Below are 16,826 nucleotides of genomic sequence, written 5' to 3' on the forward strand. Positions count from 1 at the left end.
TTCAGGCCTTCGGCGCGGTTTTCTCGTTGACCAGCAGATAGAAGGGTGTGAGTTCCACATCCTTGAACCGGTCAGACAGGATGAATCGCGACTTGTCGTCAATGGTCGGCAGCCAGTAATATTGTTCGGCATTGATCTGAAGCGCCTTCAGCATCGCAGCCTTGATCTGCGCCTCGTCGCTGATGCTCATGACCGGATCAAGCGCGTCCTTGATGTCGGTGAATGCCTGGCCTGCATAGTCGGTCGAGGCAAACACCGCGTAAAGCGTGCCGAGCGGATTGGCGTTCAATCCCAGGCTTTCGGTGTAGACCGTATAGAGACCACCGTCGACCGAATGAACTGCCGGAATTTCGGTATAGCTCTCAAACCGCCGCACCGTCGCGGCAAAGCCGATCTTGCTCAGCATGTCGGCCGAGGCGGTGGAAATGCCTTCGCCAATCGCCGTGTAGCAATAGAAGCGGGCCTCCAGCGGCTTGCCATCCTTCGAGCGAAGACCATCGGCGCCCTTCACCCAGCCGGCCTCATCCAGCAGCTTTTCTGCCTCAGTCACATCATGCTTGATGAAATCGAGCGCCAGCGGATGGTTCGACGGGAACCAGCCTTTCATCGCCGTGCCGATATTCATGCCGACGCCGGCAGCCAGCGCATCATTGTCGACGGCCAGCGAGACTGCCTTGCGCACCCGGACATCGTCAAACGGCGCGATGTCATTGTTGGGCAGAAGGCCGATGAAACCGACGCCTTCGGTGACCTCGTAATGCACATTCGGCAAGGCTTTCGCGGCCAGGACCAGCGACAAGGCCGGATAGGCCAGGACATCGGCTTCGCCTGCGGCAATGGCCTGAAGTCCTGCCTGTTCGTCTGGAACCTGGCGGATCTCAACCGATTCCAATTTGGGCATGCCGCCCCAGTAGAGGTCATTGCGGGCATAGGTGATCTTGCCCGCTTCGATCGATTTCCATTTGAACGGCCCGGTGAAAATACCCTTGTCGACCAGGCTGGCATAGTCGCCTTTGGCAGCAGCCACCATTGCCGCATCGAAAATCGGGAAGGCATAGTGAGCGCAGCCAAACGGCAGCATCGGATAGGGCTTGGCCAGCACCAGATCGACCGAGAGATCGCCCGACACATCAATCGATACGGGCGCTCCCAGCAGCGTTGCGCCCGGATTGCCCTGGTTGGCCTTGTCGGACTTGTAATAGTCGATGCAGGCCTTCAGGGCTTTTGCGTCGAGCGCATTGCCATTCTGGAACTTGATGCCCGGCTTCAGGGTGATGCGCCAGCGGGTCGGCTCCATTTCGCTCACGCTTTCGGCAAGCCAGGGCTTTGGGCCGTTCCAGGTCGGCCGCAGCAGGAACTCGGAATTGCCGTAGAGATTTTCGGTCTGGACATCATAGCTGCCGGGGGCCGGGGCCGCCTTCAGCACGTAATCGGCGACAAACACAATGGAATTGCCGCCATTGCTGGCAAAGGCAAGACGCGGTGCGAAGGCTGTAAGGGCGGCGGCGCCGAGAAAATTGCGGCGCGAGAGTGGAAGCGTCATTCGGATTTTCCTGATTTTGGCAGCGACAGCGAAACGGCCGAAATGGCCTGGTTAGGACGCTGGTCGATGGCGGTGTTGAGACAATTGCGGTGATGATCCGGCGGTGGAACGCGGCCGATGATCTTGTTTTTGAGGCTGGGCGGCCGCTCGGCCTTGACGATTTCGCCAAAAGGCCGGGCAAGCCAGGCGCCGATATAGTCGCACAGCGGACGTGGATCGGTGCGGTCATCAAGGCCGCCAAACACCACGCCCCAGCGCCCCTCCGAGGCAATTGAAACCCGCCCGCGCCGCTGGCATGACCCCAGGCATTCAAAATCCAGCAGCGTGCAATCGGCAGCAAAGCTGCGCGTTTCGATTTCAGACCGTATGGCCTCCAGCAAATCCCTGCCGCCCCCCTGCTTCAGCCGCCGACGTTCAATGTCGGGGTCGGCGCAGGTGGTGCAGACATGCACTTCAAAGCGGGGGCCAGTCATGGGGTTTCCCCCTGCCGGATGGCGTAACGATCGCCTGAATCCGGCGAAGAGAAAGCCAGATTGAGGCAGCAGAAAGAGTGGCTGGAAAACATCGGTCAACAACGGGTGCGCAGCGGCAACGGCCGGTGAGGCAGTCACGGGTGCAGGGTCACGGAATCGCGCTTGCGGGCGACGGCGTTGCTAGATCGTGATGCTGATTGGCGGGCCGCGCGGACCAAAATTGGGAGAACAAGCATGGTAATGCCGCGACGCTATCGTCTGGATGCGCAGGATGGCGTCTGCAACCATCCTCCGTTCGCCAATCGCGTCCTGCTGATGGGGCATATCGAAGGAGGCGCTGATCCGGCAGGCGCTGCAATCGGGAACATGCCCGTGCTGTTGCGATTTGCCATCGCTGTTGTTCCCGGTCAAGCAGAACGCGGGAACCTTGCCATCCGGCAGCACATATTGCGCGATTTCCACCGCACTCAGTTCCGGAGTAACCGCGTCGATTGGTTTGTGGGCAAAGGACAACAATAGGAGCGCCAACACGCACAAAGCGCGTATCGCCACCATCGCATTTCCCGTCCGCAAGTTCATGCCGAAGCCCCCATGAACCATGGGTTAGCACCTCTGCCTTTCTGCGGCAATGTGGCTGATTGGTTGTATATTCGCTTGCAATACGGACCCTTGGGGGCGAGTCCAATCGCAACCCCTTCTGATAATAAGAGTGGGCTCGGTCTGCCTGAACAGTTCCGGGTGCTGCTTTAAGTGGATATTTGCCTCGATTATGCCGGCGCCATCATTGACGTCAGCGCGTTTAAGTAAGGATGGGCTTGTTGCAAACTTTCGGCAGAGTCAGAATGGCCCCTATTTCGCCGGCTTTATGCTTTGTTGAAGCTTTCCGCCATACCAATAGGCATCGCAGGTTAAGAAGAGCCTCGGTTCGATCTGGCCGAAGCGGTCGACGACTTCCTGGACTCCGAAGTCGGGCGAACACGATGCCCAAACGGCTCCGATCGAACTGGCCGCAAGCATGCACGCGACTGTTTCCGGCATATTCGGCAACATGGCCGCGACCCGGTCGCTGGGAGCGATCCCCATGGCGAGGAACGCCTGCTGCAATCTTGAGACCTCTTCCCTCAACCGATCCCAGCTCCATCGGTAGGCGACCTTGTCCTCTCCTTGGAAGATGATCGCGTCTTCGGGCCCGATGCAGGACAAGAGGTTGCGGGCAAAGTTCAGCCGCGCGTCTGGGAAAAAGCGCGCACGGAGGATGTCCGACCCGTCGACAGGGGGCCTGTCTCCCGGAGCTCCCTTGACCTGGCAAAAATCCCATACGCCGCGCCAGAAATCGGAAGGTTCGTCTACAGACCACTTGTGCAGGCTCGCGTGGTCGGGAAGTTCGATCCGGAAAGAATAGGCGCACAACCAGCTGAAGGCGCTCATTGCGCTGCTTCCCGCGCGTTCCGGAGACGGGGACCATAGAGGCGCGGTTAGCGTTAGCGCCATGAAATCATCCTATGGACTGTCACTAGGCGGCATTCTTGCCTGCGATTTCAGAGATCGCGCGCCGGGCCATCACCCGCACGAGGTTCTCCCGGTACGCCCGGGAACCGTTGCGGTCCTCGAAGAAGTCAAACGACGACAGGTCGACCCGGTCGGCCGTTTCGGCACTGAAGTCCTCTTCAAGCAGAGCCTCGAGTTCGGTGAGCCGAAACGCGCCTTCCGATCCGGCCCCCGTCACAGCCACCCGTACTGAAGAACCCGTTCGGCAGATAAACACTCCGGCCAGAGCATATCCGGATGCCGGATGGGGGAACTTCGCATAAGCCGCCTGTTCGGGGGTCTCGAATTCGAAGGACGTGATGAGCTCGTGCTCTTCGAGCGCGGTTTCGAAGATGCCGAGGAAGAAATCCTCCGCCGCCATCTCGCGCTTGTCGGTACGTATCGTCGCGCCCAGAGCCAGGATGGCGGCCGGATAGTCCGCAGCCGGATCGTTGTTGGCGACTGACCCGCCGATCGTGCCGCGATTGCGGACGTGACGATCGCCGATCTTGCCAGCCAGCCGTCCAAGGGCAGGGCACAAGTTTCCGACCGTCGAGTCACGTGCGACGGCGGCGTGGGTGGCTGCCGCTCCGATCGTGACCGTGCGGTCTTTGCTCGAGATTTCCGCGATGCCAGGAAGAGCGGTGAAATCGATTAGGTCCGTCGGTGCGATCAGGCCGAGTTTCATCGACGGCAGCAGCGTCATGCCGCCAGCGAGAAATTTCGGATCGGTCGCCCCCGCAAGCGTCGACTGGATGCTGTCGATTGCGGTCGGCCTATGAAGGTTGAAGGGTAACATTCGCCGCTCCTATGCCAGTTTTGCGATGGTTGACGCGGAGTACTTGTCCGCAGCGTCGAGGATTGCGGCCACGATGTTCTGATATCCCGTGCACCGACACAGATTGCCCTTGAGCTCCTGCCGAACGGTATCTTCGTCGAGAGGACGATCTGCCTTCTCGATAATGTCGATCGCCGTCAGGATAAGGCCGGGCGTGCAATAGCCGCATTGAAGGGCATGGTGCCGATGAAACGCCTCCTGGACGGGATGAAGCCTGTCGTCGTCGGCCACGCCTTCGACTGTCGTGATCGAACACCCGTGCGCGTGGGCCGCGAGGAAAGTGCAGGACTTCACTGTATCGCCATTGACGTTCACCACGCATGCGCCGCATTGCGTCGTGTCGCATCCGACATGGGTCCCCGTCAGGCCGAGGTCCTCGCGAAGGAAGCTCACGAGGAGACGGTGGTCTTCGACGTTCTTCGTCACTTTCCTGCCGTTGACGACGGCTTCAACTCTGGACATTGGGTTCCTCCCTTGGGTGACGCTCAGGCGTTCCTGGCAATTTCGGCGATGCGCTCGAAGAACTGGCCGGACAGTTTCTTGGACGTGGACTCGATCAACCTGCTGCCGAGCTGAGCCAGCTTGCCGCCGATGGCGGCGTCGACCGCGTAATGGATGGTCGTGCCGCCTTGCGTTTCTTCCAGGCGCACATTCGCTCCACCCTTTGCGAAGCCAGCGATGCCGCCGCTACCTTCGCCGGAAATGCGATAGCTCTCGGGGGCGATGATATCCTGCAGCTGAACCCGGCCGTTGAACTTCGCCTTCACCGGGCCGATCGCTATCGCAACGGTCGCGGAATATCCGTCGTCAACCGCTTCGAGGGACTGGCATCCGGGGATCGCCTCACGAAGCACGTCGGGATCGTTTATCAACGCCCACACCGTCGGCCTTGGTTTATCGACGAAAAAGCTTCCTTCGAGATTCATGATCTTATCCTATTCAATGCGAGTGTTGGCGCGCGGCATGGAGCGCGTCCCAGAGTTTGCCCGGAGTGACGGGCATATCGATATCCAGGACTCCGGCTGGCCGCACGGCGTCGAGGACGGCGTTGACGATGGCGGCCGGGGTTCCGATCGTGCCGGATTCACCGATGCCCTTCACGCCCAGAGGATTGCTCAGGCTCGGGATTTCGATGAGTTTCGATCGGATGGTTGGCATATGCTCGGCGCGAGGCAGGCAGTAGTCCATGAAAGACCCGCTGATCAGCTGGCCGTCGTCGTCGTAGACGACTTCCTCGCAGAGAGCCTGGCCAAGACCCTGGGCGCATCCGCCGTGAATCTGGCCTTCGCAGATCTTCGGGTTTAGCGCCTTGCCGACATCGTCGACCGAATAGAACCGGTCAATGGTGACGACGCCCGTATCCGGATCAACCTCTAACTCGACGACCTGACAGCCATTGGGAAAGTTCGGTTGCGCGCCGGGTTTCCCCGCGGACGTGCCCTCGCCATAGAGGCCGAGAGAAAACCTCATCACCGGACCAGCAGGAAGGTAAAAGAACTTCGCGACATTCTGGATGGGCATGCTCTCGTTGGAGTTACGGACCTTGAAGAGGCCGTCCTCGAAGAATACGTCCGCTTCGTCGGCCTTGAGCAACAGCGCGGCCATCTTCGACGCTTTGCCGATCACGTCGTCAACAGCGCGTTTCAGGGCGGTGCCGCCGAGCATGGAGCTGCGTGCCGCGAAAGTACCTCGTCCTATGAGCACCTTGTCCGTGTCGCCTTGGACGAACCGGATGTCCTTTTGATCGATGGACAGCCAGTCGGACACCATCTGAGTGAAAACGGTGGCGTGACCTTGGCCATGCGAATGCGTCCCGGCCAGGATGGTCAGCGTGCCCGAAGGGTCGAAGCGCACTTCCATCCGCTCGTTCATGACCCCCGCGATCTCGATATACGACGTGATCGAACGACCTCTCAGCCGACCTCTCTTACGGCTTTCCGCCTGTCGGGTCTCGTATCCTTCCCAGTCCGAGAGCTGGACGCATTCGTCGGCAAGTCGTTCGAACTCACCGCTGTCGTAGGTCAATCCGGCGGGATTGGAATAGGGCATCTGGTCTGGTTTGACGTAGTTCCGGCGTCGGAATTCCAGCGGATCCATTCCGAGCTCGTACGCGGCTTCGTCCATCAAACGTTCGATCGCGTATGCCGCCTCAGGCCGTCCCGCTCCGCGATAGACCGACATCGGGCAGATGTTGGTAAAGACGGCCCGTGTTTGAAGATCGACCGTCGGCACGTCGTAGGTGCCCGGAATAAGCTGCATCGAGAAGAATAGAGGAGGCGTGGCCGTGCCCCAGAAATAGGCTCCGAGATTGTGGAAGCCGCGGGCGCGGATACCTAGGATTTTCCCCTCCGCGCTGAGCGCCATGTCCGCGTAGACGATCTGGCCGCGGCCCTGGGTGTCGGTTTGCATTGACTCCGAGCGCGTCGCAATCCATTTCACCGGTCGACGGACCCTTTTCGAAGCCCAAAGGACGATGGCGTCCTCCGGATGGACGTGTGCCTTGAGACCGAAACCGCCGCCGACGTCCGGAGAGATCACCCGCAGCGTCGACTCGGGAATTTTCAGGATCACCGATGCAAGTACACGCCGGAAACCGTGCGGGTCCTGGGAGCTGGTGTGGAGAGTGAAGGTGTCCGTTCCGGCATCGTAGTCGCCGAGGCATCCCCTGGGTTCCAAGGATGCTGGCGTAACCCGGCCACTGGCCAGTCGACGGGAGACGATGAGGCTTGCGCCGTCAAAGGCAGCGGAAGTCTTTGCCTCGTCGCCGAACTTGAGATGAACCGAAAGATTTCCGGTCGGATTTTCATCCCAGACAACCGGAGCGCCCTCTGCCAGGGCCGCTTCGGCGTCGACGATCGCGGGAAGGGGAGCGTAGTCGACGTAGACCTGGTCGGCAGCGGCCTTGGCCTCGTCAACCGTCTCGGCGATGACCACGGCGACCCGCTCTCCCACGCAGCGTACGCGGTCCGCTACGAGGATCGGCCTCAGCGTTGCGAAGCCCTTGGGGCCGCCCCACACTTCCGGCATGAAGAACGGCGGTACGGAACCGAGATCGTCTGTGGCGACATCCGCTCCCGTAAGCACGGCGATAACGCCGGGCATTTCCGACGCCGCGGAGATGTCTATCGAAACGATATCGGCGTGCGCGTGTGGAGACAGCACCAACGCGGCGTGACATTGACGCTGAAGCGAGAAATCGTCGACATATCTCCCTTCTCCAGTCAAGAAGCGGCGGTCCTCGATCCGTAATGCGGGCTTGCCTATGGTCATTGGTTCCTCCAGTCCTCCTGAGACGATCAGCCGTTCGCCAATGCCGCGGCGAGCAGATCGTTGACTTGCGGTGCTGCTTCGAACAGCGGGATGTGAGCTGCACCTTTGATGGTCTTGACTTCGACGCCGCCCAGTACCGCCGCCAGCGCTTCTGAGGCTGCCCGCGGCGTGGCTTCGTCGAACTCGCCGAGCGCGATGGTTACGGGCATGCCGAGCCTGGAAGCGGTCGCCCTGCAGTCCGCGTCCGCCAGCGCGTCGCATCCCGCAGCATAGCCTTCGTCAGGTGTCCTCGACAGCATCGTCGCGAGGGCCCGACCCTCAACCGTTTTTCGGTAGCCGGGTGTCATCCACCGCGAAAGCACCCCTTCGGCAATGCTGGCGAGACCGTCCGCGCGGCACTTCTTGGCTCGGTCACGCCACATCGGCGGGTTCAGGCTGGCGAGGTTCGAATCCAAAAGCGTGAGCGTTTTGACGCGAGCGGGTTGTTTTCCCGCGAAAGCCTGCGCGACGAGGCCCCCGATCGAGATACCGCAAAGGTGATAGCTCTCCAGCCCAAGAGATGTGACGAGGGCATCGACGTCATCCGCAAGCGACTGGATCGAAACAGCCGTCTTCGAGACCTCGCTCAGGCCGTGCCCTCTGAGATCGGGGCAGACGATGTAGAAATCGCGACGCAACGCCTCGACCTGCCTCGCCCAAACGCTGGCGGATGTCCCCAAAGAGTGGAGCAGCACCAAGGCTGGCTTCGCCTGGTCTCCGTGGGTTTCGGCGTGCAGCACGTGACCGTCAAATTCGATGAACATATCAGAACTCCTGATTGAGGTGGACGAGAGCCTTCTCGACCACGGCGGTTTGGGCTTCAGGAGCCGCGCGCTCGCGTTCCAGACGGCTGATCTCCAGGGAGGAGTCCACGACGAGCTTGCAGCGCCCATAGCGGCGGTCCATGAAGGACTGGAGCGCCGCGGGAATGTCGCCCGCCTTGAAGACCTCCTGGGCAAGGACGATACCGTCTTCGATGCCCATGCCCGCACCCGACGCAAGCTGTGGCGTGGTAGCGTGGGCCGCGTCGCCGATCAGAACGACGTTGCCATTGCTCCAGGCGCCGTCCACGAATACCGTTTCCAGAGGCCTGCAGATGATGTTCGATGTCGCCGATAGCCCGTCGCGGACTTCGGCCAGGACGCCGCCGTAGCCCTCCATGAGCTCGTGCAGGACCAGGTGCTGTCCGGCTTCCTCACGACGCAGCGGTACGGGCTGGGCCTCAAGGTAGAACATGTACATCTGGTCTTTCGAGACGGGGTTGAGTCCGACCTTGGCAAGGCCGCCTAGAAAGAAGGTCCGGCGTTCAATCGACGGGTGCCGATCGGTCATCAGGCGCCAGCAGAGCTGTCCTGCGTACCGCGGCGCGGGCGTCTGCGGAAACAACCGCGTCCTTGTGTCGGAGTAAATCCCGTCGGCACCGACTATCAGATCGTATTCCGCGACCGACCCGTTCTCGAACCGGACCCTGCTTTTGCTCGCTCCGGCTTCGATGTCTTCGACGCCGACTCCAAGGATTGGAGAGACGCCGAGCGTTTGCAGGCGACGCTGCATGATCCGATGAAGGACGGGACGCAGAACTCCCCCGGCGCTCGGTATTCCCCCGAGCGCATCGTTCTTGGTGTCGACGGTGAAGAGGTGCTTTCCCTGTGCCGAGCAGATGTCGATTCCGTCGGCGGCGTAGCCCTCTTCGAGCACGTCGTCGAGTATCCCGAGTCGTCCCATTGCACGGAGGGTCGGCCCGGTGATCGTGATGCCCGCGCCATAGACCTTCCATTGCGGATCGCGCTCGCAGAGGTCGACGGCTATTCCGCCGTTGCGGAGGGCTATCGCCGCCGCCATACCCGCGATCCCGCCTCCGACGATCAGGACCTTGATGTCTCTAAGCATTTAGGCCGCCTTCTCGTCTTCGCCAACGAAGTGACCGATCCCGATCCCGGTGTACCAGTCGTTGACGGCCTTGTAGTAGGCGCGCTTGAATTGCATGCCTGAGACTTCCGCAGCTCCCATCGCCGCCATCCACATACGGATTTCCTCGGCGCCGTTCCCTGCGGTGTGAACGAAGTCGGTCGCGTAGGCGATGACCTCGTCGGGGTCTCCGGCCTCGAGACGCTGGAGGAGGTTCTCGTCGAATTCGCGATTGACCATCCCCATCCGCGGCGTCGCGATGTCATGGCTGATGCCGCCTGTCGCCAGGATGGCGACGCGTTCGACACCTTCGTATTCGCGGATTGCCTTGCCGAGGAAGCGGCCGAAATTGTAGCAGCGGCGCATCGTCGGCATCGGCGGCTGGACGCAATTGAAGAGCACCGGGACAATTGGCAGATCGGGCTCCAGCCCCGCCAGTTCTAGCGGGGTCAGCGAGCCGTGGTCGAGGACCATGTCCATGGAAAAGGAAGGATCGAACTCGGCCTGTAGCGCGGCTTGCAAAAGGTAAGACCCGAATGCCTGGTCACCCTGGAAGGTCCTGCGCTTTGCCTTGAGCCAGTGCTCGATCGGGCTATCGTAACTTTCGGCGGTTCCGATGCAGAGGGCGGGAAAGTTGTCGAGAAAGAAATTGTGCAGGTGGTCGTTCGACAGGACGATCAGGGCGTCGGGCTTACCGGATTCGAAATCCCTGCCCATCGCTTCATACGCACCGAAGATTTCATCCTTCAGCTCGACCGGGATGCGGTCGGGGAAGTTGAGCATCACAGGCGTGTGGCTCGCAGTATAGATTCCGGTTATTTCAGCCATTTGTCGTCTCCTTCTTTCATGAGGCTACGAAGCGCAGCCAAGGACACGTCCTCGGGGATTCTTACACCGATGCAGTGCGCGCGCAGGAGGTAGGGATTGACGCCGGCCTCGTAGAGTCCGGCAACGTCGTTGCCGCTGATCTTCGCCTTCATTTCGGGCGTAAGCTTGTAGCGTGACAGATACTGATCCTTGTCCTGGTTGTAGGCTGCCAGGTCGTCGGGCTTGTGATGCAGTTCGTAGAGGACCTTGTCCAAAAGGTAGGCCTCCGTCGTCGGCATCATCAGTCGCCAGTTGCTCATCTCGTTTCCTTTCGTGTCATTTCAGGCGTTGTTCGATCCAGCGCACGATGGTGGGAATCGTATGCGGCCCGAAACCCATGTGGCCGCCGGGGAAAAGCCGCACCGTCTTGGGGCTGCCGTGTTCGAGGAGAAGATAGATGTCCGCGATGGGGCACTGCTTGTCGTCCTTGCCGTTGACGAGAAGCAGGGGAGCCGAGGGACGGTCTAGGATGCCCTGATCCAGCAAGGAAAGAACCCGGAACCCTTCCGCGTATTCCTCATCATCGGACACTCCGAGCATGCGACTGCGGGTCTCGACGAGTTCCATCAGGTAGCTGTCGGGATACCGGGACTGTTCGACCCAGTCGCGCTGGAACATGTAATGCACGCCGCCGCCCCAGTTCACCGCGCCACGTAGCGCGTCGGGAATAAGATGTGCGAGCTTGGTCGCCCAGTGACCGCCAAACGACCGACCGATAAGGACGATGCGAGTTCCGTCGAGCTCGGCATTGTTCCGAGCCCAGTCGATCACCGGGAGAAACTGCCTCTCGCCATCCGGCTTGGCCTTGATGGGAGATTCTCCTGTCCCGACATTGTCCACGGCGATGGAGGCAATACCTGCCGCCGCCAACTGTGATGAAAGCTCGGTCATCTCCTCCTTCCATGCATCGACACCGCCCCACATGATCACCACAGGGGGCTTGGAAGCACCTTCGGGCTTGCGGAGATAGAAGCGCACGCGGTCGCCATGCGTCCCGCCTTTGAACGGGACGGTGACGGCTTCGATCGGCGGAGACGCCAACCGGCCGAAATTGCCGTAAGCCTCAAGCTCCAGCTCGTAGCTTTCTAGCTTGTCGGGGTGGTTGGGGCAGGGGAAGCGGCCCAGGAAGAAAAATCCGTAGGCCTGGTAGTAGTCGTCGCGAGCGGCTTTCAGGTCTCCCCGGGCCTCAGCATCGCGCCCCCGTTGAACGAACGCCTTACCCGATGCGACCCATGATCTGGCCCACTTCTCGCCGTCGAGTCCCTCCAGGCGATCGATCGCCGCTATCGTCTCTGCGGGGTCGGTCAGGCCGAGAGGATGCACCCGCTTGCTCAGGCGATCCTTCATCCATTCCTTGGCGTTCTCGAGGCTTCTCGGTCCGTCGGCATGGGCTGTTACATTGTGTGCGTTCATTCAGTTGCACTCCGAATTCATTGTAGTCTGGAAAGGGTTTCCCTGAGTCCGTCAGCGGTCTCCAAGGGTATGCTCAGCGATCCGAGGGCACTCGCGACAACGGCAACGGAAGCCGCATTCGATGGGGCGATTTCGCCACTCGGAAGAAGTAGGTTGTTCTCGAAGCCGATCCTGGCGTTGCCACCCAGAAGGCTTGCGGCAACGACGCATTCCGCTTCGCGGGGGCCGAAAGCGCAGACGCTCCAATGCGGCGGCCTTTTGGCATCGAGGAAAGATGTCAGGTCGGCGGGATCGGATGTCTGGTTTGCCGTATATCGTCCGAGGACATACAGAAGCGGTATGCGATCGGAGACGAGGCCGCGGTCCTGCAATGCCTTGAGCACTTGTTGTTCCACCTGATCGTAGAGAATGATCTGCGGCGCTACGCCTTCGCTCGACATCCACCGCATGAACCCGGCGAAGTGGCGCTCGTCAGCCTCGTTGCGCACTATCTCGCGCAGCGCGATCGAGGCAGCCTCCGGCCTGACTTCCTGGACCGCGGCGATCATGTCGGACGGCGAGAACCTACCGAGCGATTCTGTGGTGATCTGCACAACCAAGTCGTTGCCCACCTCACGACGAATGGCACGCGTCACCGCTTTGTAAGCATCCGCGTCCAGCGAGTGGCTCCCCTCGGCGTCCCGGACATGCACGTGGATGAGGCTGGCTCCTGCATCCCGGCATTCGGCGGCGCAGCGCGCCAGCTCGGTTGCCGAAATTGGCAGCGCCGGGTGGTCCGCCTTGGTTTTCCGTCCGCCGTTCGGAGCAACGGAAACCATCACGCGGCGACGCTCCGAAGAGCCAGCCCCATCCCGCGTCGACATGTCTTGGGAGGACATGGTCATGAAGAAAATCCGCCGTCGACCATGATGGCCGATCCGTTCGTGTAACGGCTGCGGTCGGAAGCCAGGAAGCACACCGCCTCGGCCACTTCCTCGGGCATGGCGTGGCGGCCCAGAGGTATCTGCTCGTCGAAGAACGCTCCCGCGTCGCGTCCGAGAACCGCAGACATCGTCTTCTCGGCCGTGCGCATGAATTCGTTATCGACAGGGCCAGGATTGACCGTATTCACACGAATGCCGCGATGGCCGAGCTCTTTAGACAACCCGCGCATGAGACCCGTCAGGGCATGCTTGGCCATGACATAGGAGCAGTTTCCCGGAACGCCCTTGAGGCCGACGATGCTGGATGTGATGACGATACTTCCGCCGTCGCGCATGTGGGGCACGGCATATTTGCAAGTGTAGAACCCGCCGTAGACGTGCGTCTTGATGATCTTGTCGAAAAGGTCCTCGGGATAATGCTCGATCGGACTGAGCGGCCCGTCATTGCCCGCATTGCTGAACAACAGGTCGATCGGACCAAAGGCCTCGACGGTCTGCTGGACAAAACTGCGGACCTGCTCGGGGTCGGTGATGTCGGCCACGCAGGATCGGGTCGTTGCCGGATCGAACTCGCCGACGACCTCGGCGAGCCGGGCGGCGTTGAAGTCTACGAGCATCACTTTGGCGCCTTCGCTGGCCAAAAGCTTGGCTGTAGCCAGGCCCAGGCTCCCGGCCGCGCCCGTGATGATGCAGGTTTTGTTGTCTACAAGTCCCATTATAAGCTCCTACTGGGCATTCTTCTCGGCGATCAGGCGCTTAGGCTCAGGCTGCCCAATCGGAATTTTCGAAAGCAAACTGTCATGGAATGTTGGCCACAGGCCCTTGGGAGCCAGAAGTATCGTGGCGATCGCGATGAGGCCCATCGCCGTCAGGTGCCAGCTTCCTGACAATCCAAAGCCGACCATCATCAGCTGCCTGAGCCCGTAGTAGAGAAGGGTTCCGACCACGGGGCCTCCGATGGTCCCGATCCCGCCGACGATTACGATGAAGATCATCGTCACCACCCAGTTCACGTCGAACCCGCTGGAGACCGTCACGAACATCGCGCCGGAGTAGCTGATCGCGCCCGCCAGGCCGCAGACGGCTCCCGTCGCGACCAATGCAAGGAGACGATTGCGCCTGACATCGACCCCGATGCTCACCGCGGCGAGTTCGTTGTCTCGGACACCCTTCATCGCCAGACCGGTCGGCGACCTCATCAGAAGACCCATGCCGAAGACCGTGGCGATCGCGAGGCCCGAACTCAGCCAGAAGATCGCCTTGAGAAAGACGTCGAAGTCGAGGTCCCTGGTCGCTTCGAGCGTGAGGCCCGTGACGTTCCCGAGGTTCGGCGCGATGAAAACCAGCATGGCGACGACCTCGGCGATGACCCAGGTGCTGATTGAGAAGTAGGCGTCGCGAAGCCGGAGCAGAAGAAACGAGGTGACGACGGCGAGGGCGATTCCGGCGACCGGTCCGGCGAACAACGCGGAGTAGGGCGAGATGCCGAGTGCGTTCGAAGCGTAGATCGCAGCATATGCGCCAAGCCCGACATATGCCTGGAGACCCAGCGAGACGAGCCCCACATACCCGGCCATCAGGTTCCAGGCGCTTGCCATGGCCAACATGAGACAGGCTTCGCCGACGACGGCGGTGATGCCTTCGTCCGCAAGAAGTGGCATCACGGCAGCCGCGCAGACGGTGAAGACGAATACCGCGATTTCGGAAAATCGTGTCATGCCCGTGCTCCAAACAGGCCGTTCGGCCTCACCAGCATGAATGCGAGGAAAAGCAGATGCGCATAGAGGAAACCAGCGTTCGGGTTGAGTTTGAGCCCGACGAGCTGGGCGATCCCGAGAGCGATCCCGCCCAGCATCGCGCCCCAGAACGAGCCAAGTCCGCCCAGCACCACGACTTCGAACGAGATCAGCAGACGTTCGACACCGGAGAACGGCGTAAAGGTCGTCCTCATGGCAAGCAGGACACCTGCGACACCCGCGAGGGCAAACGAAACACCCGTTACGATGCTGTAGACGCGGTCCGGCGTAATCCCCATGACCCTGGCGATCTCGGGGTTATCGGCGGTAGCCCGTACCATCCGCCCGAACTTCGTCTTCTTGAGAATGATTTCAAGAGCGAGGAAGAGACCAATCGCTATCAAAAGGGTGACCACCGGAAGGACCCCGATCTTCATTCCGAAGAGTTCGAAACTCTGCTGGGCAAAGTCCCCCTGTTTGATCATCCGGGGGCTCACTCCGAACCCTTCCGCCATCATGTTGCGCGCGACGACGGAGATGCCGAATGTCAGCAGCAGCGGGGCGACCATATTGTTGAGCTTTAGCGCCCGGTTGATGAGAGCCGCCTGGAGAGCGTAGCCCAACAGGAACGAAACGGCGGTGACCGGGACGATCAGCAGGAGAGGATGGAGGAACGGCAGAAGGGCGGACGCGCCCAGCCCGATGAACGCCGCAAGTGCGATGAACTCGCCGTGTGCGATGTTGACGATGCGCGTAACGCCGAAGACGAGTGCAAGACCCACGCCGAACAGGCCGTAAAGACCGCCGAGAAGCGAGCCGTTTATAATAGTCGAAACCCAGGTCAATGCGTCGTCTCCCCCAATCCGAAATAGGCGCGTGTCAACTGCTCGTCGGTCAGGTCGGCGCTATCGCCATGAAGCGTTACCCGCCCTTCGAGCAGGCAATAGAGCCGTCGCGCAAACGATCGTGCGCGGCGTACATCCTGTTCGACCAGGACAATGGAAGTCCCTTGCCGGGATATCGCTTCAAAGGATCGGTAGATCGCCTCGACGGCGATCGGGGCGAGACCGAGCGAAATCTCGTCGCAGAGCAAGACCTTGGGGTTCGACATGAGTGCCCGACCGATGGCCACCAAACCTTGTTGGCCGCCTGAAAGGGTGTTGGGCCGCTGCGACCGCCGCTCCTCGAGCAATGGAAACAGCTCGAACACCGTTTTGAGATTCCAGTGTCCCGGTCGGCCCGAAAATGCACCGATCTTGAGATTCTCCTCTACGTCGAGCGATGGGAAGAGAGCGCGACCCTCGGGAACGAGCGCAATCCCGGAACGTGCGATCTGCTCGGCCTTTCGACGGCCGATGTCGTTACCTTCGTAGATCACGCGGCCGTCAATCCTTGCGACTAGGCCAGCGATGGCGCGCAGCAGGGTGGACTTTCCAGCCCCGTTCGCGCCGACGATAGCTACGCATTCGCCAGCTTCGAGCGACATGGACAGGCCGTGCAAAGCCCGTAGGTCGCCATAAAAGGCGTGCAGCTGTTCGACTTCAAGCAGCTTCATCGGCAGGAATTCCCATGTAGATTTCGCGGACGAGCGCGCTGTTCATGACTTCGTCGGGCGCGCCCTCCATGACCTTCCGCCCGAAGTTGAGAACCATGACGCGGTCCGCGACGGCCTTGAGAGCGTGGGGGATGTGCTCGATCCAGATGATCGAGTGCATGGTCTTGAGTTCCTGGATCAGCGCGATGAGAGACTCCGTCTCGGCATCGGTCAGTCCCCCAGCTATCTCGTCGAGCAGCAGCAGCCGGGCGTTCGACGCGAGGGCTTTCGCCAGTTCGAGACGCTTTCGGTCGAGAAGCCGCAGCTTTCCCGCTGGAATATCGGCGGCGCCGGATAGACCAGTCCGCCTCAGGGCATTGTGTGCCAGCTCCCTTGCCCGCGCTCCCCGCAGCCGAGCTGCGGCATATGAAGCAAGAAGAACATTTTCGTAAACTGACAAGCTCTCGAAACACTGCGGTATCTGGAAGGCCCGGACGACGCCCAGCGAGGGGCGTCGATGAGGAGGCTGCGCGCAAAGGTCCACGCCATCGAGCATCAGGGAGCCGCTATCCTGGCGCACCACCCCGGTGAGAAGATGGAAAAGCGTGCTCTTTCCGGCCCCGTTCGGCCCGATCACGCCCAGGCAGCCTCTGTCGGGAAGCTCAAGATCGATGTCGTCAGCAACGACGATCGATCCGTATCGCTTCTTGAGACCGGATATGCGCAGGAGCGGAGCGCTCTTGGCCATTTCCATT

Annotated in this window: 18 protein-coding genes and 1 pseudogene; all 19 read right to left on the bottom strand. The window is 60.9% G+C overall.

The window, feature by feature from the left end:
* Position 1 precedes the first annotated feature (1 nt).
* Positions 2–1,543, bottom strand: a complete 1,542-nt coding sequence (locus tag M2360_RS24825; protein WP_280778073.1) for an ABC transporter substrate-binding protein — start codon at positions 1,541–1,543, stop codon at positions 2–4.
* Positions 1,540–2,115, bottom strand: a complete 576-nt coding sequence (locus tag M2360_RS24830) for a DUF1636 family protein (RefSeq protein ID WP_280778074.1) — start codon at positions 2,113–2,115, stop codon at positions 1,540–1,542. Before M2360_RS24830 ends, M2360_RS24825 begins: the two co-directional genes overlap by 4 nt.
* Positions 2,116–2,196: 81 nt before the next feature.
* On the bottom strand, positions 2,197–2,571 hold the full coding sequence (locus M2360_RS24835; protein ID WP_280778075.1) for a hypothetical protein: 375 nt from the start codon (positions 2,569–2,571) through the stop codon (positions 2,197–2,199).
* 318 nt (positions 2,572–2,889) lie between these two features.
* Positions 2,890–3,444 (bottom strand): annotated as a pseudogene (locus M2360_RS24840) (AMP-binding protein); the annotation flags it as partial.
* Between the two features lie 85 nt (positions 3,445–3,529).
* Positions 3,530–4,342, bottom strand: a complete 813-nt coding sequence (locus M2360_RS24845) for an FAD binding domain-containing protein (RefSeq protein WP_280778076.1) — start codon at positions 4,340–4,342, stop codon at positions 3,530–3,532.
* A 9-nt stretch (positions 4,343–4,351) separates the two neighbouring features.
* A complete protein-coding gene (locus M2360_RS24850; protein WP_280778077.1) occupies positions 4,352–4,843 on the bottom strand; it encodes a 2Fe-2S iron-sulfur cluster-binding protein in 492 nt (163 codons plus the stop codon).
* Positions 4,844–4,866: 23 nt separating this feature from the next.
* Complete coding sequence (locus M2360_RS24855; protein WP_280778078.1) at positions 4,867–5,307, bottom strand: carbon monoxide dehydrogenase subunit G; 441 nt, start codon at positions 5,305–5,307, stop codon at positions 4,867–4,869.
* Between the two features lie 13 nt (positions 5,308–5,320).
* Complete coding sequence (locus tag M2360_RS24860) at positions 5,321–7,651, bottom strand: xanthine dehydrogenase family protein molybdopterin-binding subunit (protein ID WP_280778079.1); 2,331 nt, start codon at positions 7,649–7,651, stop codon at positions 5,321–5,323.
* A 26-nt stretch (positions 7,652–7,677) separates the two neighbouring features.
* Positions 7,678–8,454 carry an alpha/beta fold hydrolase gene (locus tag M2360_RS24865; RefSeq protein WP_280778080.1) on the bottom strand — a complete coding sequence of 259 codons (777 nt, stop codon included), beginning with the start codon at positions 8,452–8,454 and terminating at the stop codon, positions 7,678–7,680.
* Between the two features lies 1 nt (position 8,455).
* Positions 8,456–9,580: an FAD-dependent monooxygenase gene (locus M2360_RS24870; RefSeq protein WP_280778081.1), complete on the bottom strand. Its 1,125-nt coding sequence runs from the start codon at positions 9,578–9,580 to the stop codon at positions 8,456–8,458.
* A complete protein-coding gene (locus M2360_RS24875; protein ID WP_280778082.1) occupies positions 9,581–10,426 on the bottom strand; it encodes a 2,3-dihydroxyphenylpropionate 1,2-dioxygenase in 846 nt (281 codons plus the stop codon).
* Complete coding sequence (locus M2360_RS24880; RefSeq protein ID WP_280778083.1) at positions 10,414–10,725, bottom strand: subunit of meta cleavage enzyme; 312 nt, start codon at positions 10,723–10,725, stop codon at positions 10,414–10,416. The genes M2360_RS24875 and M2360_RS24880 overlap by 13 nt, the downstream gene beginning before the upstream one ends.
* A 16-nt stretch (positions 10,726–10,741) precedes the next feature.
* Positions 10,742–11,878, bottom strand: coding sequence for an alpha/beta fold hydrolase (locus tag M2360_RS24885; RefSeq protein ID WP_280778084.1), 1,137 nt, complete (start codon positions 11,876–11,878; stop codon positions 10,742–10,744).
* Between the two features lie 17 nt (positions 11,879–11,895).
* On the bottom strand, positions 11,896–12,762 hold the full coding sequence (locus M2360_RS24890; RefSeq protein ID WP_280778085.1) for a 3-keto-5-aminohexanoate cleavage protein: 867 nt from the start codon (positions 12,760–12,762) through the stop codon (positions 11,896–11,898).
* A complete protein-coding gene (locus M2360_RS24895; protein WP_280778086.1) occupies positions 12,759–13,517 on the bottom strand; it encodes an SDR family oxidoreductase in 759 nt (252 codons plus the stop codon). The genes M2360_RS24890 and M2360_RS24895 overlap by 4 nt, the downstream gene beginning before the upstream one ends.
* Before the next feature lie 9 nt (positions 13,518–13,526).
* Positions 13,527–14,519, bottom strand: coding sequence for a branched-chain amino acid ABC transporter permease (locus tag M2360_RS24900; RefSeq protein ID WP_280778087.1), 993 nt, complete (start codon positions 14,517–14,519; stop codon positions 13,527–13,529).
* Positions 14,516–15,382, bottom strand: a complete 867-nt coding sequence (locus M2360_RS24905; RefSeq protein WP_280778088.1) for a branched-chain amino acid ABC transporter permease — start codon at positions 15,380–15,382, stop codon at positions 14,516–14,518. Before M2360_RS24905 ends, M2360_RS24900 begins: the two co-directional genes overlap by 4 nt.
* Complete coding sequence (locus M2360_RS24910; RefSeq protein ID WP_280778089.1) at positions 15,379–16,092, bottom strand: ABC transporter ATP-binding protein; 714 nt, start codon at positions 16,090–16,092, stop codon at positions 15,379–15,381. The genes M2360_RS24905 and M2360_RS24910 overlap by 4 nt, the downstream gene beginning before the upstream one ends.
* Entirely contained in the window at positions 16,079–16,825 is a 747-nt protein-coding gene (locus M2360_RS24915; RefSeq protein WP_280778090.1) for an ATP-binding cassette domain-containing protein, read from the bottom strand. Before M2360_RS24915 ends, M2360_RS24910 begins: the two co-directional genes overlap by 14 nt.
* Position 16,826: the final 1 nt, after the last annotated feature.

Source organism: Rhizobium sp. SG_E_25_P2 (assembly GCF_029892285.1).
GTDB lineage: Bacteria > Pseudomonadota > Alphaproteobacteria > Rhizobiales > Rhizobiaceae > Rhizobium_E.